Here is a 23,173-nt window from a genome sequence, read left to right on the forward strand (position 1 = left end):
CTATTTATAAAACCCTAACTTAATTAAGGTTTCTTATTATCTTAAAAACCATTATTTATTATAACAGACTTCCTCAGAATCACAAGGTTTCTACCTACTAAATACGCGTATTTACAAATTACTCAAAAAAAATAACGAGCCTAGGATTTTTCCTTCGTCTCGTTATTCTTCAGCACGTTATTGATTTATTTTTTTATCTGCATAATAATTGTCTTCGACTTTTTTATATGCACCAGCTTCTACCAACTCTAATGCTGTTGAAATGGTTTCAAGTGCTTCTTGGTAGCGATAATCTTTATTAAACAAACGTAAAGTACTGTCAATTGCATCTGCAATCGATTCATTAGAGTGACGGTAACGATTAGCATATTGCATCATATATTCAGTTAACAATGCACTATCAACAATTTCTTCCGTCTTTTCTTTAGCTAACGTTACATCATCTTGGCACATGAAGCATAAGCGTGAAATTTCTTTCATATCTACTTTTAACTTATTTAACTGTTGAGCCAACTCTTCGATGCGTTTGGTTGTTGAGAAAAATAAGTCTAAATATTCTTCTGGTAAACCTGGTAAATGCTGTTTTTCAACATAGCGTTTCATAGCACGCATTTCAAATTCATATTCATCAAGTTTTTTACGAGCTTCCATCTCATCTTTGCGTAAATGCAAAAGACCTGAATTAATACTTTGTTGTTTTTCTTCAATTTCAGTTAATTTATCGCCTGTTTCTTCAAAAAAATCAGCCAAAACAGAATAAACAACTTGATTGTTCTTACTATCTTCCATAAAGTTATCAAAACTGGTTTTAAGAGTATCCAATTCCGTTTCGATTCCTTTAGCTGCTTCTAATTCATCATGATTCAAAGTATAGCTTTGAGCCACTCGATCAATTTCAATTAATAACTTACGATTGTTGCCAATCACATGTGTCAAATAATCCTCAAACATTTTTTGTTGATCATTAACAAATGCTTTAGCATCAATTTCATCTTGCATAAGATCGTAAAGCTTATCAATATTCGTTTCAATATCTTGCACCATTTTTTGAGCTTCATCAACTTCACAAGTCTCAGTTAAGCTCTTAGCTGCTTCACTATTTTCTTCAATCGTTTTAATTTCTGCTGGAATATCGCTATCTAAAAACACAAAATTTTCAGCAAGTAAATGAGCATGTCCTTCTTTCAACTCAGTAACTTGATCAACTACGTCAACCGTTAGCGTTTTTAATAAGGTAGGGACTAATCCCACTACTCGATCTAATTCCGCAGTATCAGTGGCGACACGCTCTAAAACTTCTCTTGCTTCAATATGATCACCAGAAGTGGTTAATTCTGAAAATTTAGTAAAATCTAATTCTAAATAAGTTAAACGACGTTCTAAATTTTCTAAGGCACCACCAAATGAAAAGCTTTGAGTTAATAGTTTTTTACGAATGTTTTGGTATATTTCTTGTGTTTTTTTAATTTCTAAACGATTTTCTTCTTCACTTTGAATTAATTTTTTTAAAGCTGCTTGAACTTTATCAATGCTGACTTGAGTATCGTCCATTAATTTCGTTGCAGCATCTTCTGCTTGCTGGGCCTTAACTAATTTCATACGGTCAGTTGCTTGCTCCGCATCAAATAAATAGTTTTCAATATCTGGAAAATGAACAGTGGCGATATTACGCCAAACTTTCTCCCATTCTTTAAATGATTTTTCAGTTTGACCCGTTAGCTGTAATTTTTTCAATTTATTAATCTCATCAATTACTGGAATTTCAGTTAAGCTTAACTTACGATTTTCTAATTCATCAATTTTATGGTAGTGCTTTTTCTTAAGAAAATAGCTGGCTCCGTAAAGGACCAGGGCTAATACAATAATCACAATTAAAATAACAATAACATTCATTTGAAAACCTCCGATTAAAATTGATTCTATAATTACAGTTTATGTAACAATACGAATAGATTGTTAAATTTCTTTGAACTTAATTAAGGAAAATATAACTAATTTTTAATAAACAATTGACTTGATTTTTTTATTAAAAACACCTATTGTAGATTATACCACAGTGAGAAAAAACTAACACTAGAAATCATTCAATTCACGTTATTTTTCTATTTCATTGTTGGAATTTTTCAAATCAGGAGCGATAGTATGCTATTATTATTAAAAATATGTGGAATTTTAGGTTTTATCTTTTGCCTAGTGCTAGTAGGATTCGCTTTAAAAATTAAAAAAGTAGGATCAAAAAAATTCCAAAAAAAAATTGGACTGATTTTTTTTGTTAGTCTCGCTCTTTTTAGTTTTAGTCAGTTTAAATTATCAAAACAAGCCGCTGTTCAGCGTGAAACTTACACGATTTCTAGTAAGTCAACTCTAGAAGGTAGCCAAACATTTTTACGTGTTCTTGTCTTTAGTAAAAATAAAAAAGATCTTGAAACCATTTTTAATACTCTTGAAAAAAAAGAGAAAAAAAAGGGTGTTGATTCTTTATTCGTTCGATTCAACGTGGATAACGGTGGAGAAATCGGTAAATTTATTGCCAATGGAAAAATTGCTTGGACTAAAGAAGGCGAAAAACAAGTTGGACTCAAGAAAGATAAAGTTGGGTTTGATTATAATAAAGAACTAAAATAAACTGAAATGAGGAATATATCGAATGACAAAAGCACAAGACTATCGTTTAACCAACGCTCAACTAGAAGCAATTATTGGCGATGAAACCAATTTAATTGCTAATCTTAGCAACGCTGCAGCTTTACTATTTGAAAATTTAAAAGACATTAACTGGTCTGGTTTTTATTTATTTGAAGAAGCTAGTGGAGAACTTGTTTTAGGCCCTTTCCAAGGTAAAGTTGCTTGTATTCGGATTCCCGTTGGACGTGGAGTTTGCGGAACAGCTTTTCAAAAAAAAGAGTCTTTGTTTGTCAATGATGTCCATGAATTCCCAGGACATATTGCTTGTGATGCTCGAAGCCAATCTGAAATTGTTATCCCTCTTGAAAAGAATGGAAAAATCATAGGCGTTTTAGATATAGATGCACCTATCAAAGCTCGATTTGACCAAGAAGATCAAGAACATTTAGAAACTTTTGTGCAACTATTATTAAAAAATAGTTCGTTATAAATATAAATCCTAAACTTACTTCGCTTTAAATCCTTATTAATCGTAAGATTTGTTTGACTCTAGCTAGTCATTTAGGTTATACTAATCATTGTGTAAAATAATGCAGCGTGAAAGTGGTATTCACGTCAACAGTTTATTGCCAACTCGATTGGTTCAATTGCGTAACCTGCGGCTGCAAAGGTGAAGATTGAAATAATAAACTGCACGAAATACTGAACTCTCAACTTATTATTTTACTCCAAAAAACATTTATTTATTGGAGGAATTTTATTATGTCACGTTATACAGGCCCAAGTTGGAAAGTGTCACGCCGTCTAGGTATTTCACTTTTAGGAACAGGTAAAGAAATCGAACGTCGCCCTTACGCTCCAGGTCCTCACGGTCCAAATAGCCGTAAGAAAATCTCTGAATATGGTATGCAATTACAAGAAAAACAAAAATTACGTAACATGTACGGCATGAACGAACGTCAGTTTAAAAACTTGTTCGTTAAAGCTGGTAAACTTAAAGAAGGTAAACATGGTGTTAACTTCATGATTCTTTTAGAACAACGTTTAGATAATGTTGTTTACCGTCTAGGTCTTGCTAGCACTCGTCGTCAAGCACGTCAATTAGTAAACCATGGTCATATTTTAGTTGATGGCAAACGTGTTGATATTCCATCATACCACGTTGAAGTTGGTCAAGTAATTTCTGTTCGTGAAAAATCTAAAAACATGGTAACTATCAAGGCAGCTGTTGAAGGATTATTTGGTCGTCCTGACTTTATTACTTTCGATACTGAAAAACTTGAAGGTTCTCTATCTCGTTTACCAGAACGTGAAGAGTTGTACGCTGAAATCGATGAAGCATTCATCGTTGAGTTCTACAACCGTTAAGATTATTCTCACATTAAAAACCGTAAAATCTTGTGTAAACAAGGTTTTGCGGTTTTTTCTTATTTATCGAAATATGTTGAAATGTAATAAAACATACTAACTCGCGGAGCTTTATGCGGAGTTATTTAAGGTAAAATAAGTTTTAAATGTATTTGTGGAGTTAAAATATTATACCAGGCAATATATTACATTAGCTTATTCAATAATATTTTATATACCCTTAGTAAATTTGTAGGAAACGACTATTCATTGTCACTATGAATCTTCTATTGTATAATAAGTAAAACACAGACTCACTTAACTATAGTGATTGCGAATGCTCTAAATTTTAATAAAAATATTGTATTAAAAAGAGGAGGGAATGTATGTCTCAAAACAAGTTTAAAGATGCTACTAAAATAGATAATGCTACTCTAGCTAGAAATACAATGAAAGCTGATCCTTCACAAAATGGTACTCCGATACCATTTCAAAGTGGGTATTCTGAATACGAAGCAAATAAAACTACTCAAAGTCTTTTTGAAACAGTTATTTTTTACTTAGTAGGAGTCTTTTTTTCAATAGTAATCTACAAAATTTTAATTCATTATTCTATTTTAAATGAGGAATGGCAAAATAATTTATTAAAAGTATCTGTAGTTATCTTTTCTATAATAGCTTCCAGTTTTATCTTATCAAAAATTTCTATCATAGTAGTCAAAAATTTAAAAAAACTTTTCCGCTAATTACTTCATTTTTATAAAAAAAAAGCCCCTTCTTCAAGGAGCTTCTTTTTTATTCAGAAAATAAGACTTTAACGAATACCTTCTTCTTCATTTGGTAGCACAAAGTACAACGTAATGTGATTGATTCCCATAAAAATCAATTGGAAAGCAACTGTCCAATAAAAAATAGCCAGTGCTAATTGAGGGTCAAATAAAGATTGAATACCAATCCAAATTACAATGATATTTAATGCAATAGACAACCACTTAATTCCACTTTTAACTTTAAAAATAGCAATTGTATTAAAAATAGACATTAGAATCATTAACCACACTAATGAATAAATAATAATAACTGCCCCACTTTCAGGGTTTCTTAAAAAGAAAACGAGTCCAAATCCGCCTAAAAGAATTCCTTCCAAAATTCTAAAAACTTTATACTTCACACCTTTTGTAATGAAAATACCATCTAAAATAATCACAACTCCTGAAAAAGCAAAAACACTTCCTAATATTAATAAAAATAATACGCCTTGACGAACAGGATTCATCATAAATAATACTCCTAAAATTAGTAAAATAATTCCTTGTACGAGCAACTTAACTTTTTCTTTCTTCAACCTACCCAACTCCTCTTCCTATAAAAAACACTAATTATTACATTTCATAGTATATAACTACTACATACTATTCGTCAAACAATAACACATTCTTTAATTTGTCATACTATTTATGCGGCCCAAAGAAATTTCATTGGATTCTAGCAAAAAATTCCTTATGCACTAAAGGCGTAAGGAATTTTAAAACTATTTTTATTTGGCATGTTTTTGAGCTTTCATTGCGGTTTGATAAATCGGTAGCAAGGTTCGATACGTTTCTAAGATGAAAGCTTGTGTTGCTGCAGGATCTTCTAATAACGTATCATCTGACCAAATTTCGCGTCCAATTAAAAACTCCCCTTTTTTCACATCCCTAAAGCGTTCTAGTCCCTTCTTTAAGTCTATTTCAGATACCGGGGTCGTTTTTGGAAAATGATGGTCTAGTGACACGACATAGCCTTTTGGCAAGTTAGCGAAAAAATCTAATTGAGTTAATAAACTTGTAGCAATTTCTTTTTCAGCTTGAGGATTGTCGATCATCGCCAACCAAATAAATAAATGATCTGCATAAATACCTAATTGGAAATGTGGGTACTTTTTATAGCCTCGTTTATCTCCTCCAATCGCACACCATGTATCATTTGGAGCATTTTTAGTACGACGAATATGTTGTGCAATATGCACATGTAATGGTTCTTCTTCCTGTAAGTCACTAGCTAATTCCTGCGCAAATTTTGTTGCCAAGGCTTTAAATTTTGGTTGGATTTGACTACGAATCGCTGTCATTCTAGTATCTAATCCCTCTAATTTAAATACATCAAAATCTTCTTGTGTAAAGGTTACTTCGTTCATTTAGTTCTCGCTCCCGTCTCATTTCTACCCTTCTATTTTAGCATAATTCTTAACTAGACACTCATCTTTTCAATAAAAAAAGCAAATTCAACGAATAAATCCAGTTGAACTTGCTTCTTATCCTATTATTTTGCTACGTTACTCACTTCTTCTAGCATCATCTCTGTTGAAATTAACCCTCCACCAGATAAATACCATACTTCTGGATCAAGCATTACAATCTTGTCATTTTTAGCGGCATTTGTTTGCTTGATCAATTCATTCTCAGTTAAATTATTTTTACTTGTGTCGCCACCAATTGCTTTTGTACGATCAATAACGAATAATACATCTGGATTCTTCTCTAACACGTACTCAAAGCTAACGGATTGACCATGAGTAGATGCTTCAATTTTATCATCGACTAATGGGAAACCAAAAACGTCATTTAGAATAGCAAAACGTGAACCTTTTCCGTATGCAGACAAACTACCTTCATTTAGTAATACTGTTAATGTTTTCATATCTGAACCTGTATTTTTTTTGTTTAATACATCAATTTTCTCTGATAGAGCGTCTAATTTCTTTTTAGCTTCATCTGATTTATCAAAGATTGTTCCAATTGTTGAAACATTCTTATTGATTGATTCCCATAAATCTTTACTGTCTGTTTCTAAAGAAAGTGTTGGAGCAATTTTTTTCAGCTCGTCTAATGAATCAGACTGACGTCCTGAGATAATAATTAAATCAGGTTTTAGGGCATTAATTTTCTCAAAGTCGGGTTCTTTAATTCCACCGGCTGACTCAACTTTATCTGAATCAAATTTGCTTAAATATTTAGGTAGACTATCTTTTGCTACGCCAACAACAGCGTCACTTTCACCAAGAGCATCAATAGTATCTAGCATACCCATATCAAAAACAACAACTCTTTCTGGATTTTTTGGCACTTCAACATCACCATTAACATCCTTCACTGTAATCATTGTTTCTTCTGTATTTTTTGATGTGCTACTGCTTTCTTTCTTTGCAGATTCATTTCCTGACCCACAAGCTGCTAACACAAACCCTAAAGCGACTAAACATACGCTTAATTTAATCTTTTTCATTTTTCCATGTCCTTTTCTTGATTTCTATTTTTTACTCACTAAAATAGAGACAAAACCGTTTTCCTTCTACTTCACATATACGAATATCCATTTCGTATAGCGGATCTAAAACTTCTTTTGTCATCATCTCGCTCGTTGTACCCGTTGCAAATAATTGTCCATTTTTCATCGCGACAATCTCATCAGCATAGCTTGCTGCAAAATTAATATCATGAATGACGAGAACAATCGTCTTACCCAATTCGTCTACTAAGCGACGTAAAGTTTTCATCATTTGAACTCCATAATTCATATCTAAATTATTTAGCGGTTCATCTAGCAAAATATAATCTGTATCTTGAGCCAAAACCATAGCAATATAGGCACGTTGTAGTTGACCACCGGAAAGCGTATCTACATACTCTTCAGCCAGCTCCACTAGTCCTAAATAGCTTAAAGCTTCTTCTATTTTAAGTTGGTCTTCTTCTTTCAAGCGTCCTTTAGAATAAGGAAAGCGTCCAAAGGCAACTAATTCTCGAACAGTTAATTTTAAATTGAAGGCATTTGACTGCTTTAACACAGACAATTTTTTTGCTAGTTCGTCTTGTTTCCAAGATTTCACTTCCCCACCATCAATATAAATTGAGCCTGTATCTTTTGGAATCAAGCGACTCATCATCGAGAGTAACGTACTTTTACCTGCGCCATTAGGTCCAATAAAAGCTGTGATTGCTCCTTCTTTAATCGGCAAAGTAATTTCACTAATCACTTTTTTATTTCCATATGATTTTGAAACATTTTTAATTTGCATACCTTACTCACGCTTCCTTTCCTTAATTAATAAATAAATGAAATAACATCCACCTAAAAATTCAATTACGACGCTTAATGTCGTTGTTAAATGAAATACTCGCTCGACAACTAATTGTCCTACTAATAAAACAATGATGCTAAGAAAACTCCCACCGATAAATAAAATTCCATGTTGATAGGTTTTAAAGATTCGATAAGTCAAATTGGCAACCATAAAGCCTAAAAAGGTAATTGGTCCCACTAAAGCTGTTGAAATCGAGGTCAAAATAGCGACTAAAACTAAGACTTTTAACATTGTTCCTTCAACATTTACACCTAAATTCACCGCTTGGTCACGACCTAAATGCAAGACATCCAAAACTTTTCTTTGGCGAAATAAGAGCATTAATGCACCCACACCGATCAACAAAGTAATCCCTAGTAACGCCACATCAATATTATTAAAACTCGCAAATAATTTGCCTTGAATCTTATCAAACTCATTTGGATCCATCAATACTTGCAAAAATGTGCTAACACTTCTAAAAAAGGTTCCAGCAATCATCCCAACCATCATCAATAAATACAAATTGCTACTATATTTTCTGAAAACAATTTGATACAACACAAAGCTAATTCCTACCATTAAAACGACACTGATTAAGAAATTTATCTGTTTGTCACGTACAACTAGATGATTGCTTCCATAGAAGAAAAGAATCATTGTCTGAAATAAAACATATAAAGAATCCAAGCCTAAAATACTAGGCGTTAAAATATTATTTTGAGCTAAGGTTTGAAAACTAATTGTAGCAACGGTTGTACTAATTCCTACAATTATAAAGGCGACTAGTTTTTTACTTCGCAAAGGTAAAATATAATCCCAATTGCCATTATTCTCTAGAACTAAATACAGTCCAATTAACACTAGAATAACCAGTAGTAGTAATCCATATACCCACTGTTCTTTCTTGATACGCTGCATCATTGTTTTTCACCTCGCAATAATAGGTAAATAAACAACACACTGCCAATAATGCCCACTACTAAACTGACCGAAACTTCATAGGGTGCAATCACAATGCGACTGATAATATCGCAAATTAATAAAAATATCGATCCAAATACAGCAGTTTCAAAAAGTGTTTTGCGCAAATGATCTCCTCGAGCAATGGCGATTAAATTAGGCACCACTACACCTAAGAAAGGTAAACTTCCAACGGTTAAAATCACAATGGAAGAAGCTAATGCAACAATTAAAATTCCGCCGAATTGCACAAATTGGTAGGATACCCCAGCATTTATGGCAACTTCCTTCCCTAAACCAGCTAATGTAAAATAATCTGCATAGAGATAGGCGATTATCATTAACGGTATAGCTAAGTACATTAATTCATAATTCCCCCTAGAAACTAATGAAAAATTCCCCTGTAGCCATGACGCCATATTTTGAACCAAGTTATTTTGATACGCTAAAAACGTCGCAATTGACCCTAAAATACTTCCGAACATTAAACCAATAAGTGGTACCATCACTGCATTTTTAATCTGCAGGTGGTTGACCATAAAAATAAAGGCGACTGTTCCAGCAAAAGCAAATAGAAAAGCAATCACTGTTCTTTGAAAAATACTTGCATCTGTAAAAAAAAGCATCGCAACTAAAATTCCGATTCGTGCACTATCCATTGTTCCTGCTGTTGTTGGCGAAACAAATTTATTTTGCGTTAAATGTTGCATGATTAAGCCACAAATACTCAGTGTAGCTCCGGCAATAATCAAGCTAACGGTTCGCGGAATTCTTGTGCTTTGCAAAATAAGTTGCTCATTTTTAGTGAAGTTGAACTGAAGCACATGACTAAGTTCAATATCTTGTACACCAATAAACAATGAAACAAATGCAATAACGCTAAGTAATACAATCCAAATCCCCTTTCTCATAAATGCTTCCTTTCTTATTTCAACTAGCTTAAATATCGCTAGTTTACAACAATTCTAATTGAGAATGATTTTCATTCCCATTAATTTAGTTTACTCAATTTTGATTTAAATTGCAATGCTTTTCACAAAATAAACTGCATTTTAAGTTGCCTCATTTCAAATCCAGTTCCTACTATGGTATAATTAAATCGGTATAGGCTAGTTCTTTTGAGCCAACTCCTCGAGAAAAAGATAAAAATTCGAGAGGACAAAAAACGTCCTATCAATTTTTCCTATTTTCTTTTCGGAGCTAAACTGCTCAACAAACTTTTTATCAAGGCTAGTTTTTTTGAACCAGGCCTTCGGAAAAAAGATGAAATTTCGAGGTGGCAAAAAGCGCCACATCAAATTCCCCTATTTTTCTGCCAGGCCTAACCGGCTCAACAAACTTTTTATTATACACTGAGGAGGATTTCTATCATTATGGGTGAAAAAGATGTTAATGATTACTTAACGAGTGGAATCTATGGGACACCTCAAACAAAACCTGAAGAACGTAACCGGTATTTAGGTAGTCTCAGAGAACGTGTCTACCTCTCTATGTCAATTGAAGAATTGAGTTCTCTATTATATATTGATGCTCTTAAAGAGGAACTGGAATTACATCCTGATGGGCAAGTTCTATTAAATGGCGAAGTCAACAGTCGTGCTTTAGGACCTTACTTAAAACTATGCGGACAAGAGTCGGTTCAATTTACTATTGTTACCAATCAGTTTGCTAAGAAAAGTGACACTGGTTTACTTTTTGTTGCTGCTAATGCTGTCAATCAAGAGGTCATTGCTGTCAGCGAAAAATACCCTCTTGCCGATCCGACACCTAAAGAAGAAGAATCTGTTCCAACCGAAAAAAAATCTTTATTAAAACGATTTTTTTCATAATATTATTCTTTGACAATCTAAGTCAACTAGTCTTTATCAGCTAGTTGGCTTTTTTTGTATAGTACCTTTCACATCGCAAGCCTAAGATTGTGAGGTGAACAAACTTTTATTATGGCTAGTTCTTTTGACCCACACCTTCGGAAAAAAGATAAATTTCCTATTTTCTTGCCTAGGCCAGCTCTTATGAGTTAGCCTCTCGGAAGAAAGATGAAATTTCGAGGTGACAAAAAGCGTCACATCAAATTTCTCTATTCTTCATTCAAGCCTGAACAACTCAACAAGCTTTTAAATGAGCTAAACGGCTCAACAAACTTTTATTATGGCTAGTTTTTTTGACCCAACTCCTCGAGAAAAAGATAAAAATTCGAGAGGACAAAAAGCGTCCTATCAATTTTTCCTATTTTCTTGCCGGAGCTAAACGGCGCAACAAACTTTTATTACAAGGAGTGTTTATGATGACAGAAGAAAAAGAGTTATGTATGGATGATTTAAAAATGGATTTAGCTAAAGCGCTTGCAGCACATGTTGATATCCTAAAAAATGTTGATCAAATTGAACCTGACCAAATTGATGGGTTGGCATTTGTCATGCGATCACTGGGCTTTATGTTGGAAAAGACACCTTGTCTTTTATTAAGAGATAATGATGAAGATGTTTATTATGCGATGTTTCAATACTACAGCTTGCTGGAAGAATTAAAACATAATGTCAAAATGAGTTACCCTCATGCTCGAATTCACACAAAGTTACTTATTGATATTTTAGAAGGATTTCCCAAAACTTATTCAAGAGATATGATTAAATGGTGGGAATTAAAAACAGGTTTAGTCGTTGAACACACCAAACAAACCATTCTAATGGATTAAAAAAAGAAGTCTTAAGTATCTTTTACCCGATACTCAAGACTTTTTTCTAATTTACTTGTGCTAAACGATACGAAACAGTTCTACCAAATGGTAAGACTTGTAATCCAGTAACTTCTGGGGCCAATAAATAAGCTTGCGCTCCTTGGTAGACAGTTGCGATTGCAGCATCTTCTTGAATCAGTTGTTTTTCAAGTTCTAACATTTTATCCCAGCGTTTCTCAGGTTCTGTTGCTAAACTTGTTTTCACTTCCGTAATACCAGCATCGTAAGTTGGATTTGAATATTTAGAAAAATTAATCCCACCATTTGATTGATAAATTTCTAAAAAGTTAATTGGATCTGCATAATCTGGCGTCCAAGTTCCAAAGAAAATATCATAGTCTCCTGCTCTTGTTAAATCTAAACGGTTTTTTAACGGAACACTTTTCAATTGAATCGTTAAACCAGGTAAATTTTCTTCAAATTGCGCCTGTAAATATTCCACTGTTTTCTTAGCTGAGCCGGCATCTGATGACAAAACTTCCAAAGTTAATTCAGAAATACCTAAGTCTTTTTTAGCTAGTTCCCACTCTGCTTTTGCTTCTTTAGCATCAAAAGCCATTAAATTGCCATTCTCCTTACGAAAATCTTTGCCATTTTTTGGATCTTTAGCAAAATCAGTTGGAATAAAACCATCTAACGGTTTAGAACCATCAATTAAAACTCCTTCAGTGTAACTTTTTTTATCAAAGGCTAAAGCTAAGGCCTTACGCAAATGAACATTCCCTGTGTTTTCTCGCTCTGTATTAAATCCGAGATACCCAATTAACGCCTTAGGTTGTTCGTGGTAATTTTCACTACCTTGGTATTTTTGAATAAATTCATCCGTTAATCCAGTGTACTGAACTTCGCCACCATCAAATAAATTGGCTCCTGTAGCTGTTTCCTTAGCTACTTCAACATCAATATGCTCTAATTTTACATTCTTAGCATCCCAGTAATTTTTATTTTTTGTATAAGCCCAACTCAAATTTGTTCCATCCCATTTAGAAATCGTAAATGGTCCATTTCCAATCACATTTTCACTATTAGTTCCATATTTGTCTGCCAAATCAGTGGATACTTTTTTATTTTGTGGGTAAAATGGTGTTCCTGTCAATAATTTTGCCAAATAAGGAACGGGACTAGTTAAAGTAATTTCTAAGGTTTTTTCATCTAACGCTTTGACTCCCAAATCCGTGATTGGGCGCTTTCCATTTCGGATTGCTTCAGCATTTTCAAAGATATCCATTTGATTGGAACTTTGGGAGCCAGTTGCTGGATTCACAACTTTTTGATACGCATAGACAAAATCATCAGCTGTTACCGGATCACCATTAGACCATTTAGCGTCATCTCTAATTTGATACGTGTAGACAGTTTTCGCTTCATTGATTTTTGGTTCTGCTTTAGCGATTCCTAACTCAGCATCATTATTTTTATCAATCCGATAAAGCCCTTCAAAAATTTGACCAATTGCATCAGAACTGACTACATCAGTGTATAAGGCACTATCTAAAGTTGCTAACTCTGCTGTTGTAGTAACCGTAATCTCTTGCTTATCTGCAACCTTCTCCACTTTTTCACTACTTGTTTCTGCTGTTGATTCTTTTTTATCGTTCCCGCAAGCTCCAATAACTAAAATAATTGCTAACATAGCAAACAAACTAACTTTTGTTCTATTTTTCATTTCAATCCCCCATTCTTTTTACTTTGTTGCTTCAACAAAACGTTGAAATAATAATTGACTAGCTAAGTCATTCCCACTCATAATTTCAGGATGCCATTGTACACCTACCAAAAATTTAAACTCTGTTCCTTCGATACTTTCAATCAAACCATCCTCAGTCCAAGACGAAGCCTTTAATCCTTTTCCAACTTGATTTACTGCTTGATGATGGAAAGAATTAACGACCAAAGAAGGCTCTTTAAGAATCCGATAGAGAATTGAATTTTGGCAGATAGTAATCCCGTGTGTCCCTTTTTCAGGTTCCAATTCTTGTATATGCTTCGTCTTTGACTTTGGCAATTTCGCTTCAATATCTGCGACTAAATTACCTCCAAAAGCACTATTTATCAGCTGGGCTCCACGACAAATTCCCAGGACTGGTTTATTCTGCTTTAAAGCTTCCTTTAACAAGGCTAACTCATATTGATCCCTCTCCACTGAATAAGAGTAAGATTCATCCTGTATTTGTTGTTGATACGTACTTGGATGAACATCCAATCCACCAGATAAAATCAAGCCATCGATTTTCTGCACAATTTCTTTGGCTGCTTTTTTATTTAATTGTGGCAATATCATCGGTAAGCCGCCCGCTTCTACTACAGAACGAATATAATCCGTACTTAAATGATAGCGTTGGTTGGTGATGGTATCTGGCAAAGGTGTGGTAAGTAAATTACTAGAAATGCCAATCATGCGCATCACCTCTTTCTCATTTTTTTCTAATCAAACCTTTTTACTATTCTAACGATTTCTATTTCTAAAAGCAAGAATGAAAACTTAGTCTTTATGGAAAACTCATTGATTTATCGGTTATTTGTGACTACTTTATGACAATAAAAAAACCAAAAACAAGAGGAAAATTCCCTTTATTTTTGGTTTTTAACTGTGGGTTATCCCCAACATATTTTCTTGAACTTCCGTGGCTGTCAGCTTATTTAAAGGATAATCAGCCTGTAAACCACCATTAGAAAAATACAGTACGCGTTCAACAGCTTGATTTAAAAATTCAAAATCATGAGTAATGATTAAAAAACTTGTACCTTTAGCAGCGGTTTGCTTAATAACTGAGACAATTCGCTTTAAGTTAGCCCCATCTAATCCAGCTGTTGGTTCATCTAGAATAATCAATGGTGTTTCTTGCATTAAGGCTACTGCAATCGTTAAACGTTGCTTTTGCCCACCAGATAAAGAAGCGGGATGACGATGGCGGTATTCCCATAGACCTAAGGAAGTTAATAATTCTTTCGCCCGTTCTTGAATTAATTCACTCTTTTTTTGGCCAATCGTTAACTCTTCCAAAACACTAGCTGAGAACAATTGAAAATCAGCTTCTTGCATGACATACCAGGCTACTTTACTGCGTTTTTTAACTGGGATAGCTTGCCCTTTATATTTAAATTGACCTTGTTTTTCTTTTAATAATCCTGTTAAAGTTTTCGCTAGCGTACTTTTCCCCGCTCCATTTTTTCCAATGATGGCCACAATTTCACCAGCACCAATATGAGTCGTTAAATTTTCTAATACCGGCTGCTTCACTTTAGGAAAACCAACACTTAAGCTTTCTAATTCAAAGCCTGAAGATAAATCCATTACTTTTTTTGGTATTTCTGGGACATCTTTCCAAGCCAATACAGGACTACGTAAACCATAATCAACTAACTCTTCCTCTGTAAGATTTCGCCAGTCAGCCTGAGAAAAAATCCGTTCCATTTTTCCCTCTCGCAAATAGACAGCTCGGTCAATTAATTCATTTAAGTAATACAATCTGTGCTCTGCGATAACAATCGTATGTCCCTTTGCTTTCCATTGCGTTAAAATATCTTGCAATTCAAGTGTGGCTTTACTATCAAGATTGGCAGAAGGTTCATCTAATAAATAGATTTGCTGATCCGCAACTCGAATAGAAGCAATTGCCACTTTTTGCTTTTCACCACTAGATAATTGAATCACCTGGTGCTCCAGCAAATGTTCAATTCCCACCTCTAAGCTAGCACGGGTAACTCGCTCTTTAATTTCAGCTGTAGGCAAACCATAGTTCTCACAAAAAAAAGCAATCTCATCTTTGACAATTGGCGCAAAAAACTGACTACGAGGATCTTGAAAGACACTGCCCAATTCCTTAGCTAATTCCCAAGAATTCAAATCTGATATTTCTTTCCCTGCAACTTCAACAGTTCCCGTCCGGGCACCACCAAAAAAATAAGGAATCAAGCCATTGATAATTCTAGTCAACGTTGTTTTTCCTCCGCCACTCGGACCCGTTAATAAAATAAACTCACCTTTTTTTATGGCTAAATCAACTTGATTTAATAGCGGTTCCTCGGCTTTATAAGCAAAATCAACTTGCTCTAATTTTATCATCTCGACACCTCCTGAATAAAAAGTTTGTTGAGCCGTTTAGACCTGGCAGAAAAATAGAAAATTCCAAGAAAAGTAGCTCTTTACTTTTTTGGGAATTTATCTTTTTTCCGAAGGGCTGGCTCATAAGAACTGGCCTGAATAAAAAGTTTGTTGAGCCGTTTAGGCCTGGCTTATAAGAACTGGCTTTTTTCTTTTTCAGCCTACATATAGTAACACAGCGACAACTATGACTAACGCCAGACAAACAAATCTATCTGCTGTACTAAATTTAATTTCTCGTAAAGAACTTCTTGCCGCAGGATTTTCAATTCCTCTTGTAACAGCCGCCATTGAAATATCATCAGCAATCGTTAAACTTCGTATTACTAAAGGAACCAATAAGTATTCAAAAGTCAATAATGGGTGACGCCAAATATTCCAGACAGTCGGAGAAATTCCCCGTAAACGCATCACATCTAAAATAGCTCCCGTTTCTTGTCTTATCGTCGGCAAAAACCGCAACCCAACGGCTAATGGGATTAAAATCGCTCGTGGCATATAACATTTTTGCAGTGTCGCAATCAACTCACCTGGTGGAGTCTTAGATAAAACTATTCCACCAAGCAACAGAGGAATCGTTCGTACGGCAAAGTACGCAAAAAAAGCAAAAGTTGCCATAATGACAGAATCTTCATAACCAAAAGCAAAGCGTTGAAAGAAATTTGTAAAAATAAATGCAATTGTGATATAAGGTAATACTTTTCTTTCTCCAGCTAGATAGCTATAGCCAAGTAAAAAGAGAAATAATAGGATTAAACCAAAATCTGAGATAAAAAAAATAAAAAAACCAGAGACTAGAACGACTAAGGTTTTGGTTCGTGCGTCTAACTTAATCGATTCCATCCTCATCGTCTCCCCTGGTTCTACTAATTTCATTTTAAAGTTTCACTGTGCCAGCTGGAACAAAATGCTTATGCAATAATTTCCAACCAACTAAACAACCGGCTGCTGCACCAATAAAGGCTAAACCGCCAATAACGACTAACCACATTGGGCTATAATAATACTCTAACATCAAGGCTAAACGCTCAGCACTTGGACTATGTGGTGCTTTTTCCATCATATACTTCGCACCTAACATCACAAACAATAATGGACCATGTAAGGCATTAAATGTTGAGAAGATTGACCAAGATAATGTTGTTCTTCCTAAACTACGGTAACTTGTATCTGCAGGCGTCATCGCCAACTCAGCTAATAAAGCCGCTGGAATAAAAATTAATAATACGTGGGGAACCCCCATCACTACATACATTAATGAACGTAAAATGGCATTTAAGAAAGCTACGCCGCGTTTAGCTACGCGAAAAGATAAAAGCATATAGATTGGCGCACAAAAGAATGCACTTAAAGCTCCAGATATTATAATAGACAATCCGCCAGTCGCCAAACGACCAACCATTGAGACAATTAGACCAAAGAAAATAATTAAAATACTCATAATACCGATTGTAACTAGATCACGAACTGTTAATTTAGATGATTGTTTCATTGTTTCATTCCTCTCTACTTAATTAATAGTAATTATAAACTGACTAGCTTAAATGACTGATTTCAAAAAGCTAGACACCATACTATCATAGCTTTTCCTTACTCATTTAGCAAGAGTTTTATGACTTTAATTGAGAATCATACTCAAAATGATAAACGACTTCATCGCCACCTAAAAGCTCTTCTCCAGTCTTATGAAAGCCTAATTTTTGCAAAATATGTTGCGATTTCCGATGTTTTTGATAGGTTTTAGCCACAATTTTTAAAATAGGATAATTTACCAACCACTGAATAAAAGACTGACTTGCTTCAGTAGCATATCCATTTCCACTGTACTCATCAACAATTCCATAGCCAATTTCGGCAATCCCAGTTTTCCCAGGATTTCCTTGGGCACTTAATTCCCCTATGATGGTTTGATTTTCTTTTAATACAACTAAGTAAGTCCATTCTTCCATTTCTGGATTCGCCTTCAATTCATCCAAAACAAATGGCAAATAAAAAAAGAATTCTACTCCAGGCCACTGCTTGGCAACTTGAAAACCAGACACTTCTGTAAGTTTATCATCGCCTATTAATGTAGCTTCCAGAAAAGCTATTTTATAAGGTACTAATAGGAGATGGTCCGTTTCTATCATCATGCTTGCACCACTTTCTCCTTCTATTATAAAGGAACTTCTATTATCGCATAAATTGAAACAAAATGCTGTTTCTTTTTTACTTCGATCCTCTGTTTTTAAATAGCCCCTTTCAATGATTTATGTTAAACTAAGATGCACAATTTAGTTAAGGAAGGTGAATCCAATGAAAATTAATGAAACAAGAGATGCCAAATTGATGGGTTTACTTGGCAAAACCATGCAAGATAAACACATTGAGCTTTATCCTGATTTTTTTAAACCCTATGATGCTGAAGCCGTAACAAAAAGCTTTATTGACTATTTTAAGAATCCTAAACAACGGGTCTATTTGTGGCAAGATGAGAACAATCAAGATGCGATTGCAGCCTACCTTTGGCTAGAAGAAGAACAAATGCCAGAAAACGTTTATCGCTATGGCTATACACGTTTATATTTACATCATATTTTAATTATGCCTAGCTACCAAGGACAAGGCTTAAGTCAAGAATTGCTGAAATTTGCTGACACTTATGCAAAAGAACATGACATCCAACATGTTGAATTGCATTATTAGCCAAATAACGGTATAGCTAAGCACACGTATCAAAAATATGGCTATGAAGTTTATACTGAAATTGCACAGAAACGAATTTAAATAGAAAAATGATAGACTAGATGAATTTTTACGTTCAACTTGTCTATCATTTTTTAGTTTGTTCTATTAGTTTACTATCTTAATTTTTATTTAGCCTCAAACGGAAGACTTGAATGTTGCAATTGTATTTTCAACACGCCATCTGAATCTAAATAGTATCCAAATGTGTATTCTACTTCTGTTTCTTCACCAGTTTCTGCAGAAGTAAAGTAATATAAACCAGATGCAAGTGCTGAATCAGAATCTATAATTGTTGCTTCATTTTCAAATCGTACGTTAGACCAAGGTGCTAAGGCAAAGCCTTCATCTTCTTCATGCGCACCACCAACAAAGTATGACAACGCATCTTCTTTAGTTAATCTAAAATTCTCTTCACTGGTTTTCGTGGGTTTAAAAAGAACAACCCCATCTTGAAAGCCATAACGATCATCAATCATCTTAGAAGCTTCTTCTTCGTAATCATTTCCCTCTTGATACGCTTTTCCAATTGCCACTAATCCATCTGCCCACTTTTGTTGAGCCTCATTAACCATTTCTTCTGTGATTTTTGTTTCTGCTTTTGTGTCTGTTTCAGATGTTTGAGATATTTGATTTTCCGCCTCATTTTGAGTCGTTGCTTCTGGGCTACACCCCGCTAATGTTATCATTGTTAAAAATCCTAATGACGCTAATCCTAATTTTTTCATTGTATCTCATCCCCATTTTCCCGTTTTTAAAATGTATAAAAATTTTCTTTTTCCTCACAATTATCATAAACAAATTCTCGTTCAGCTAAATCTAACTGCTCCCAACCACCAGAATAAATATGCTCTAATCGTCCGTCCCTATCAAAACTTAAAATATACCTATGTTTACCATTATTATCGTTGACAACAATTGCCACACGCCCGTCACTAAATTTAGATAGTTGCCACGAGGCTTCATCATAATCATTAGTTGCTCCTGAAGCATTTTTTTCTAATATTCCATATAGCTCTTTCGTTACATACTCTGAATTCACTTGTAAACTTTCTTTTTGATTTTCGGAAAGTAAATAATCCATCACAAAAAAGTTTGTGCTTGTTTCTGGACGCACATGAATATCTTCAACTAATGCTTGAAATTCTGCAGTTGACGTCTCTGTCCAACCCTTTGCTAGAACATTCATAATTTTATCATTCTCATCTACTTGTAAAAGATAACTTTGCTCAAAAGAATAGGTAATGAGTTGAGCTTTACCAAAATCGACTATATAATCGCTCTGTATTCTGAACTCTGTAAAGTCGGCTCTTGGAAACGCTGGAGCATCATTGATATGTTCTAGGAAAAAGGCTTTAGCATCCTCAGCAACCGATTGATCAATAAACATTTGACGTTTTTCAGCATCATTCATCATTAAAAAATAATAGATAAACTTTTGGTCATCTAATAATGTTGCTTCATCTACTGGTTCAGATTCGTTGTTAGTTTCCTCTTCTGTTCCCCAACTATTTTCTTGAAATTTTTCTCTATATTCTTTATGAATACTAGAAAAATCATTTCTACTTTGTAGATACTTTACAAAATCAGGATCTGGTTCTTGTTTTTTAGTTTGCGTAATACCCGCAATAAAAATTCCGATAACCACAAATACAGCCAACCAAATAACCACATTATAACTCTGTTTCCTCTCTTTTTTTTCTTTCACTTCAACATCAACAGTTTTTTTAACGGCAATTATTTTTTTCTGAACAATCATAGAATAAATATTTGGCAAATTTTTCCAAATTTGGACTGCTGTAATTTGGTCACCATTGTAATCATAAATATAACCTGTCATTAAGTAAGCTAATTCAGTTGGAATATAGTAATCATGCCATGCATTTAAAAATTTTTGATCCAAACCGCTTTTAGTCGTAATCGCTTGATAATACATATCAATAAAAATGGTCACTTCATTGTCAGATTGATTCTCTTTCGCTCTAATTAGGTAACTATCCAGTTCATGAATATATTCTTCTGGCTGCCATTTCGGATTCAATTCTTTTTTAACTAGATACAATATATATAAATTGATTAAATCGGTATCCTTTTCATTTAATTTGATAGCGACAGAATATAATTCTGTTATATTTTCATCTTTTAGGTCTGTAGTCAATTTTTGATAAATCGTATAGCGTAAACGGCAAAATTCAAAAATCGAGTCTTCTGTCATTCCAGAAAAAGCAGCAAAAGAAAAATTGGGTACATTGATAATCTGATGGCTTACTACTCTAAAATAACTAGATAACGAATCACTAGCAACCTCTTCCGTCTCAGGAATCAACTCAAAATTATTAATTAAGAACCGAATGATTTTTTTAGGGATAAAAATGTACCAATCAATTAAAAAGCGCATCATAAATTCACGATACTGAACATACTCAGGAATGCTCCAATTTTCCTTATCTTTCAGAAGCAACTCCCATTCAGTAATTTTCTGTCTACGTTCATTTGTTTTAATTAAACTTACTACTGCTTCAATAAAAGTTGGCAATTGAGAGTGATTTCCTTCTTTTTCTACATGAAATTCCTGAGTCGCTTCAACTTTAGGCAGAACCACATGCCTACTTTCTTGTGATTCTGCCTTTCCAGACTTGGCCCATTTAACGGCTAAGTCGTAGGCCTCTTTTAAAGCTTGAAATTCTGCATCATTTCCAGCTTTTAAAACTATTTTCATTTTTTTAGCATACGCTTTTTTTTATTTGTTTTAAATCAGTTGTTCGCTCTATTTCTAACTGCTCCCAAATGCTCATAATTGAAAATTCTCTTCTAGTTTATTTAGCAACTTATTCAATTCACTACTCGCTTTGCGTGTTTCTTTTTCATCTTGTTTACGTAAGACTGCTTCAAAATTACCGATTAAATACTGAATGTACTCTCGTTTTTCACCAATTGATTCGGCATATAACCGTTCGGCTCTTGCCAACAGCAATCTTGTTTCTGCTCGATCCAAAGGATGAATTTTTAAACTTTCCAATTTTTTTAGTCGATTTTCAATCTCTATTTGACTTAACTGACCTGGTGTATTTTCAATCACAATACGATTTGTTTTTTTCGTACGTGGTACCGTAACGATTACTTCTAGTATGCCATCATGATCGTATGTAAATCGAACATCTACTGGCTCTCCTTTAGGTACCTTTGGCATCTTGATTTCCACTGATCCAATTTTCAAATTATCTTTCACTAGTCGATTTTCACCCTGGTAAATATCAAATACAATAGCTTGTTGGTCATCATAAACCGTACAAAATGTTTGTATTTTACTAACGGGAACTGTAGTATTCCGTTCAATAATAGGTGAAAAATAACCATCTCGATAATCATTCTCCATAAACCGAGACGTATTGACACCTAGTGTGTGTCCACAAACATCTGTTAAAATCATTTCTTCCAGCATCTCTTTGTTTTCCTTTAAGGCACTTTGAATCGTTGCTCCAACACCAACTGCTTCATCTGGATTAATTTGTGTAAAGGGTAGCTTGCCTAGAAGCTTACTGACAAAACTACGAATTGTTGTTGATTTAGTCGCACCGCCAATTAAAATAATGCGATCAATTTCGTCTAACTTGATTCCTGAGTCATTTAAAACGCGAATAATCGGCGCGCGTAATTTAGCTAATAATGGCTGACAAATACTCCTAAATCGCTCTTCTGTCAGTTGATAGGTATATTCTTTTTCATCTAAAACAAACTCAAATTGTTGCGGTGTCGTTGGGGATAGTTCTTTCTTGATCATTTCTATTTTTTTATAAAGACTCGCTTCTATTTCAGCCGGCAATACTTCTTGATTCAATTTATTTTCAGCTAAGCAATCTTTTAAGATAGCATAAGTAAAATCTTCCCCGCCTAAACGATTATCACCAGCTATCGCTTCTACTTGCATGATGCCTTCAAACATCTCTAACAAAGAAACATCAAACGTTCCTCCACCTAAATCAATGACCAAAATTCGACTATCTTCTTCTAGTCGATGAATACCATAAGCCATCGCTGCTGCAGTTGGCTCGCTAATTAAATGATTAACCTCCAAACCAGCTAAGTTCGCCGCCTCAATCGTCGCTGCTCGTTGAACATTGTTAAAATAGGCTGGAACACTAATAATCGCATGACGGCATTCTTCATTTAACGTACGTTCAGCATTTTGTTTTAATTTTTTCAGTAAAAGAGTTGAGAGTTCTACAGGTGTAAATGAATATGTACCCATTTTATAAATTTTTTCCGTTCCCATAAAACGTTTAAACGTTGCTGATGTCAATTGTGGATGAGTCATCAGACGCTCTTTCGCAATTTGTCCCACTAATATTTCTTGATTATCATCAACGCTGATAATCGATGGCGTTAATACTTCGCCAAATTCATTTTCAATTAAAACAGCTGATTCTCCATTCCAATAGCCAACTAAACTATTAGACGTTCCTAAATCAATACCAATTGTTGTCATGTTATTTCCTACTTTCCTTTTCATCTCTTTTAATTATAACATGGACTATATTTTTATTTATATTCTTTTTTATCGGTTTTGTGGTAA

At 34.2% G+C, this 23,173-nt stretch carries 23 protein-coding genes; 7 read left to right on the plus strand and 16 right to left on the minus strand.

Annotation, left to right across the window (positions count from 1 at the left end; all coding sequences use genetic code 11):
- Positions 1 to 177 precede the first annotated feature (177 nt).
- On the minus strand, positions 178 to 1,893 hold the full coding sequence (locus MHI00_RS10390; protein ID WP_341113422.1) for a septation ring formation regulator EzrA: 1,716 nt from the start codon (positions 1,891 to 1,893) through the stop codon (positions 178 to 180).
- A 249-nt stretch (positions 1,894 to 2,142) separates the two neighbouring features.
- On the opposite strand from MHI00_RS10390, the gene MHI00_RS10395 reads away from it, so the two are divergent.
- From MHI00_RS10395 to MHI00_RS10410, 4 genes are all read left to right on the plus strand, one after another.
- Entirely contained in the window at positions 2,143 to 2,625 is a 483-nt protein-coding gene (locus tag MHI00_RS10395) for a hypothetical protein (RefSeq protein ID WP_056998643.1), read from the plus strand.
- 22 nt (positions 2,626 to 2,647) lie between these two features.
- A complete protein-coding gene (locus MHI00_RS10400) occupies positions 2,648 to 3,115 on the plus strand; it encodes a GAF domain-containing protein (protein ID WP_016356395.1) in 468 nt (155 codons plus the stop codon).
- Positions 3,116 to 3,387: 272 nt separating this feature from the next.
- On the plus strand, positions 3,388 to 3,993 hold the full coding sequence (gene rpsD, locus MHI00_RS10405; RefSeq protein ID WP_010050416.1) for a 30S ribosomal protein S4: 606 nt from the start codon (positions 3,388 to 3,390) through the stop codon (positions 3,991 to 3,993).
- A 365-nt stretch (positions 3,994 to 4,358) separates the two neighbouring features.
- A complete protein-coding gene (locus tag MHI00_RS10410) occupies positions 4,359 to 4,718 on the plus strand; it encodes a hypothetical protein (RefSeq protein WP_056998642.1) in 360 nt (119 codons plus the stop codon).
- Between the two features lie 68 nt (positions 4,719 to 4,786).
- Here MHI00_RS10410 and MHI00_RS10415 read toward each other — a convergent pair whose 3' ends face one another.
- From MHI00_RS10415 to MHI00_RS10440, 6 genes are all read right to left on the minus strand, one after another.
- The gene (locus tag MHI00_RS10415; protein WP_015076063.1) at positions 4,787 to 5,317 is read right to left on the minus strand and encodes a DUF308 domain-containing protein; all 531 of its coding nucleotides are present in this window, start codon (positions 5,315 to 5,317) and stop codon (positions 4,787 to 4,789) included.
- A gap of 192 nt (positions 5,318 to 5,509) precedes the next feature.
- Positions 5,510 to 6,148: a YktB family protein gene (locus tag MHI00_RS10420; protein WP_015076062.1), complete on the minus strand. Its 639-nt coding sequence runs from the start codon at positions 6,146 to 6,148 to the stop codon at positions 5,510 to 5,512.
- Positions 6,149 to 6,273: 125 nt separating this feature from the next.
- A complete protein-coding gene (locus MHI00_RS10425; protein WP_056998639.1) occupies positions 6,274 to 7,236 on the minus strand; it encodes a siderophore ABC transporter substrate-binding protein in 963 nt (320 codons plus the stop codon).
- A gap of 31 nt (positions 7,237 to 7,267) precedes the next feature.
- Positions 7,268 to 8,026, minus strand: a complete 759-nt coding sequence (locus MHI00_RS10430) for an iron ABC transporter ATP-binding protein (protein ID WP_010050406.1) — start codon at positions 8,024 to 8,026, stop codon at positions 7,268 to 7,270.
- A gap of 3 nt (positions 8,027 to 8,029) precedes the next feature.
- On the minus strand, positions 8,030 to 8,995 hold the full coding sequence (locus MHI00_RS10435; RefSeq protein WP_229251798.1) for an iron chelate uptake ABC transporter family permease subunit: 966 nt from the start codon (positions 8,993 to 8,995) through the stop codon (positions 8,030 to 8,032).
- On the minus strand, positions 8,992 to 9,945 hold the full coding sequence (locus tag MHI00_RS10440) for an ABC transporter permease (RefSeq protein WP_015076057.1): 954 nt from the start codon (positions 9,943 to 9,945) through the stop codon (positions 8,992 to 8,994). Before MHI00_RS10440 ends, MHI00_RS10435 begins: the two co-directional genes overlap by 4 nt.
- Positions 9,946 to 10,407: 462 nt before the next feature.
- Here MHI00_RS10440 and MHI00_RS10445 point away from each other — a divergent pair, with 462 nt between their 5' ends.
- Both MHI00_RS10445 and MHI00_RS10450 read left to right on the plus strand, forming a co-directional pair.
- Positions 10,408 to 10,863, plus strand: a complete 456-nt coding sequence (locus MHI00_RS10445) for a YueI family protein (RefSeq protein ID WP_135054712.1) — start codon at positions 10,408 to 10,410, stop codon at positions 10,861 to 10,863.
- 455 nt (positions 10,864 to 11,318) lie between these two features.
- Entirely contained in the window at positions 11,319 to 11,729 is a 411-nt protein-coding gene (locus MHI00_RS10450; protein WP_056998637.1) for a hypothetical protein, read from the plus strand.
- 46 nt (positions 11,730 to 11,775) lie between these two features.
- Here MHI00_RS10450 and MHI00_RS10455 read toward each other — a convergent pair whose 3' ends face one another.
- From MHI00_RS10455 to MHI00_RS10480, 6 genes are all read right to left on the minus strand, one after another.
- Positions 11,776 to 13,437 carry a peptide ABC transporter substrate-binding protein gene (locus MHI00_RS10455; protein WP_341113444.1) on the minus strand — a complete coding sequence of 554 codons (1,662 nt, stop codon included), beginning with the start codon at positions 13,435 to 13,437 and terminating at the stop codon, positions 11,776 to 11,778.
- 18 nt (positions 13,438 to 13,455) lie between these two features.
- Complete coding sequence (locus tag MHI00_RS10460) at positions 13,456 to 14,169, minus strand: gamma-glutamyl-gamma-aminobutyrate hydrolase family protein (protein ID WP_015076052.1); 714 nt, start codon at positions 14,167 to 14,169, stop codon at positions 13,456 to 13,458.
- 186 nt (positions 14,170 to 14,355) lie between these two features.
- Positions 14,356 to 15,837: an ABC transporter ATP-binding protein gene (locus MHI00_RS10465; protein WP_341113449.1), complete on the minus strand. Its 1,482-nt coding sequence runs from the start codon at positions 15,835 to 15,837 to the stop codon at positions 14,356 to 14,358.
- A gap of 195 nt (positions 15,838 to 16,032) precedes the next feature.
- Positions 16,033 to 16,719: an energy-coupling factor transporter transmembrane component T family protein gene (locus tag MHI00_RS10470; protein WP_201731308.1), complete on the minus strand. Its 687-nt coding sequence runs from the start codon at positions 16,717 to 16,719 to the stop codon at positions 16,033 to 16,035.
- A 34-nt stretch (positions 16,720 to 16,753) separates the two neighbouring features.
- Complete coding sequence (locus tag MHI00_RS10475; protein ID WP_010050391.1) at positions 16,754 to 17,368, minus strand: MptD family putative ECF transporter S component; 615 nt, start codon at positions 17,366 to 17,368, stop codon at positions 16,754 to 16,756.
- A gap of 118 nt (positions 17,369 to 17,486) precedes the next feature.
- Positions 17,487 to 18,008: a GNAT family N-acetyltransferase gene (locus MHI00_RS10480; protein ID WP_157455137.1), complete on the minus strand. Its 522-nt coding sequence runs from the start codon at positions 18,006 to 18,008 to the stop codon at positions 17,487 to 17,489.
- A gap of 163 nt (positions 18,009 to 18,171) precedes the next feature.
- Between MHI00_RS10480 and MHI00_RS10485 the strand changes: the two genes are divergently transcribed.
- The gene (locus MHI00_RS10485; protein WP_341113460.1) at positions 18,172 to 18,561 is read left to right on the plus strand and encodes a GNAT family N-acetyltransferase; all 390 of its coding nucleotides are present in this window, start codon (positions 18,172 to 18,174) and stop codon (positions 18,559 to 18,561) included.
- Between the two features lie 167 nt (positions 18,562 to 18,728).
- Here MHI00_RS10485 and MHI00_RS10490 read toward each other — a convergent pair whose 3' ends face one another.
- From MHI00_RS10490 to MHI00_RS10500, 3 genes are all read right to left on the minus strand, one after another.
- Entirely contained in the window at positions 18,729 to 19,328 is a 600-nt protein-coding gene (locus MHI00_RS10490; protein WP_341113462.1) for a hypothetical protein, read from the minus strand.
- Positions 19,329 to 19,354: 26 nt separating this feature from the next.
- Positions 19,355 to 21,319: a hypothetical protein gene (locus MHI00_RS10495; protein ID WP_341113465.1), complete on the minus strand. Its 1,965-nt coding sequence runs from the start codon at positions 21,317 to 21,319 to the stop codon at positions 19,355 to 19,357.
- A gap of 72 nt (positions 21,320 to 21,391) precedes the next feature.
- Entirely contained in the window at positions 21,392 to 23,086 is a 1,695-nt protein-coding gene (locus MHI00_RS10500) for an Hsp70 family protein (RefSeq protein ID WP_341113466.1), read from the minus strand.
- Positions 23,087 to 23,173 lie beyond the last annotated feature (87 nt).

Origin of the sequence: Carnobacterium sp. FSL E2-0243 (assembly GCF_038003605.1) — a bacterium.
GTDB classification, from domain to species: Bacteria; Bacillota; Bacilli; order Lactobacillales; family Carnobacteriaceae; genus Carnobacterium; species Carnobacterium maltaromaticum.

What these genes read in the sequence shown, in the direction of transcription:
- MHI00_RS10450 (WP_056998637.1), top strand. Translation starts at nt 11,319, where the DNA reads ATGACAGAAGAAAAAGAGTTATGTATGGATGATTTAAAAATGGATTTA.
- MHI00_RS10395 (WP_056998643.1), top strand. Translation starts at nt 2,143, where the DNA reads ATGCTATTATTATTAAAAATATGTGGAATTTTAGGTTTTATCTTTTGC.
- MHI00_RS10435 (WP_229251798.1), bottom strand. Translation starts at nt 8,995, where the DNA reads ATGATGCAGCGTATCAAGAAAGAACAGTGGGTATATGGATTACTACTA.
- MHI00_RS10400 (WP_016356395.1), top strand. Translation starts at nt 2,648, where the DNA reads ATGACAAAAGCACAAGACTATCGTTTAACCAACGCTCAACTAGAAGCA.
- MHI00_RS10455 (WP_341113444.1), bottom strand. Translation starts at nt 13,437, where the DNA reads ATGAAAAATAGAACAAAAGTTAGTTTGTTTGCTATGTTAGCAATTATT.
- MHI00_RS10410 (WP_056998642.1), top strand. Translation starts at nt 4,359, where the DNA reads ATGTCTCAAAACAAGTTTAAAGATGCTACTAAAATAGATAATGCTACT.
- rpsD (WP_010050416.1), top strand. Translation starts at nt 3,388, where the DNA reads ATGTCACGTTATACAGGCCCAAGTTGGAAAGTGTCACGCCGTCTAGGT.
- MHI00_RS10485 (WP_341113460.1), top strand. Translation starts at nt 18,172, where the DNA reads ATGAAAATTAATGAAACAAGAGATGCCAAATTGATGGGTTTACTTGGC.
- MHI00_RS10465 (WP_341113449.1), bottom strand. Translation starts at nt 15,837, where the DNA reads ATGATAAAATTAGAGCAAGTTGATTTTGCTTATAAAGCCGAGGAACCG.
- MHI00_RS10445 (WP_135054712.1), top strand. Translation starts at nt 10,408, where the DNA reads ATGGGTGAAAAAGATGTTAATGATTACTTAACGAGTGGAATCTATGGG.
- MHI00_RS10470 (WP_201731308.1), bottom strand. Translation starts at nt 16,719, where the DNA reads ATGGAATCGATTAAGTTAGACGCACGAACCAAAACCTTAGTCGTTCTA.
- MHI00_RS10495 (WP_341113465.1), bottom strand. Translation starts at nt 21,319, where the DNA reads ATGAAAATAGTTTTAAAAGCTGGAAATGATGCAGAATTTCAAGCTTTA.
- MHI00_RS10475 (WP_010050391.1), bottom strand. Translation starts at nt 17,368, where the DNA reads ATGAAACAATCATCTAAATTAACAGTTCGTGATCTAGTTACAATCGGT.
- MHI00_RS10420 (WP_015076062.1), bottom strand. Translation starts at nt 6,148, where the DNA reads ATGAACGAAGTAACCTTTACACAAGAAGATTTTGATGTATTTAAATTA.
- MHI00_RS10390 (WP_341113422.1), bottom strand. Translation starts at nt 1,893, where the DNA reads ATGAATGTTATTGTTATTTTAATTGTGATTATTGTATTAGCCCTGGTC.
- MHI00_RS10490 (WP_341113462.1), bottom strand. Translation starts at nt 19,328, where the DNA reads ATGAAAAAATTAGGATTAGCGTCATTAGGATTTTTAACAATGATAACA.
- MHI00_RS10480 (WP_157455137.1), bottom strand. Translation starts at nt 18,008, where the DNA reads ATGATGATAGAAACGGACCATCTCCTATTAGTACCTTATAAAATAGCT.
- MHI00_RS10460 (WP_015076052.1), bottom strand. Translation starts at nt 14,169, where the DNA reads ATGATTGGCATTTCTAGTAATTTACTTACCACACCTTTGCCAGATACC.
- MHI00_RS10440 (WP_015076057.1), bottom strand. Translation starts at nt 9,945, where the DNA reads ATGAGAAAGGGGATTTGGATTGTATTACTTAGCGTTATTGCATTTGTT.
- MHI00_RS10430 (WP_010050406.1), bottom strand. Translation starts at nt 8,026, where the DNA reads ATGCAAATTAAAAATGTTTCAAAATCATATGGAAATAAAAAAGTGATT.
- MHI00_RS10425 (WP_056998639.1), bottom strand. Translation starts at nt 7,236, where the DNA reads ATGAAAAAGATTAAATTAAGCGTATGTTTAGTCGCTTTAGGGTTTGTG.
- MHI00_RS10500 (WP_341113466.1), bottom strand. Translation starts at nt 23,086, where the DNA reads ATGACAACAATTGGTATTGATTTAGGAACGTCTAATAGTTTAGTTGGC.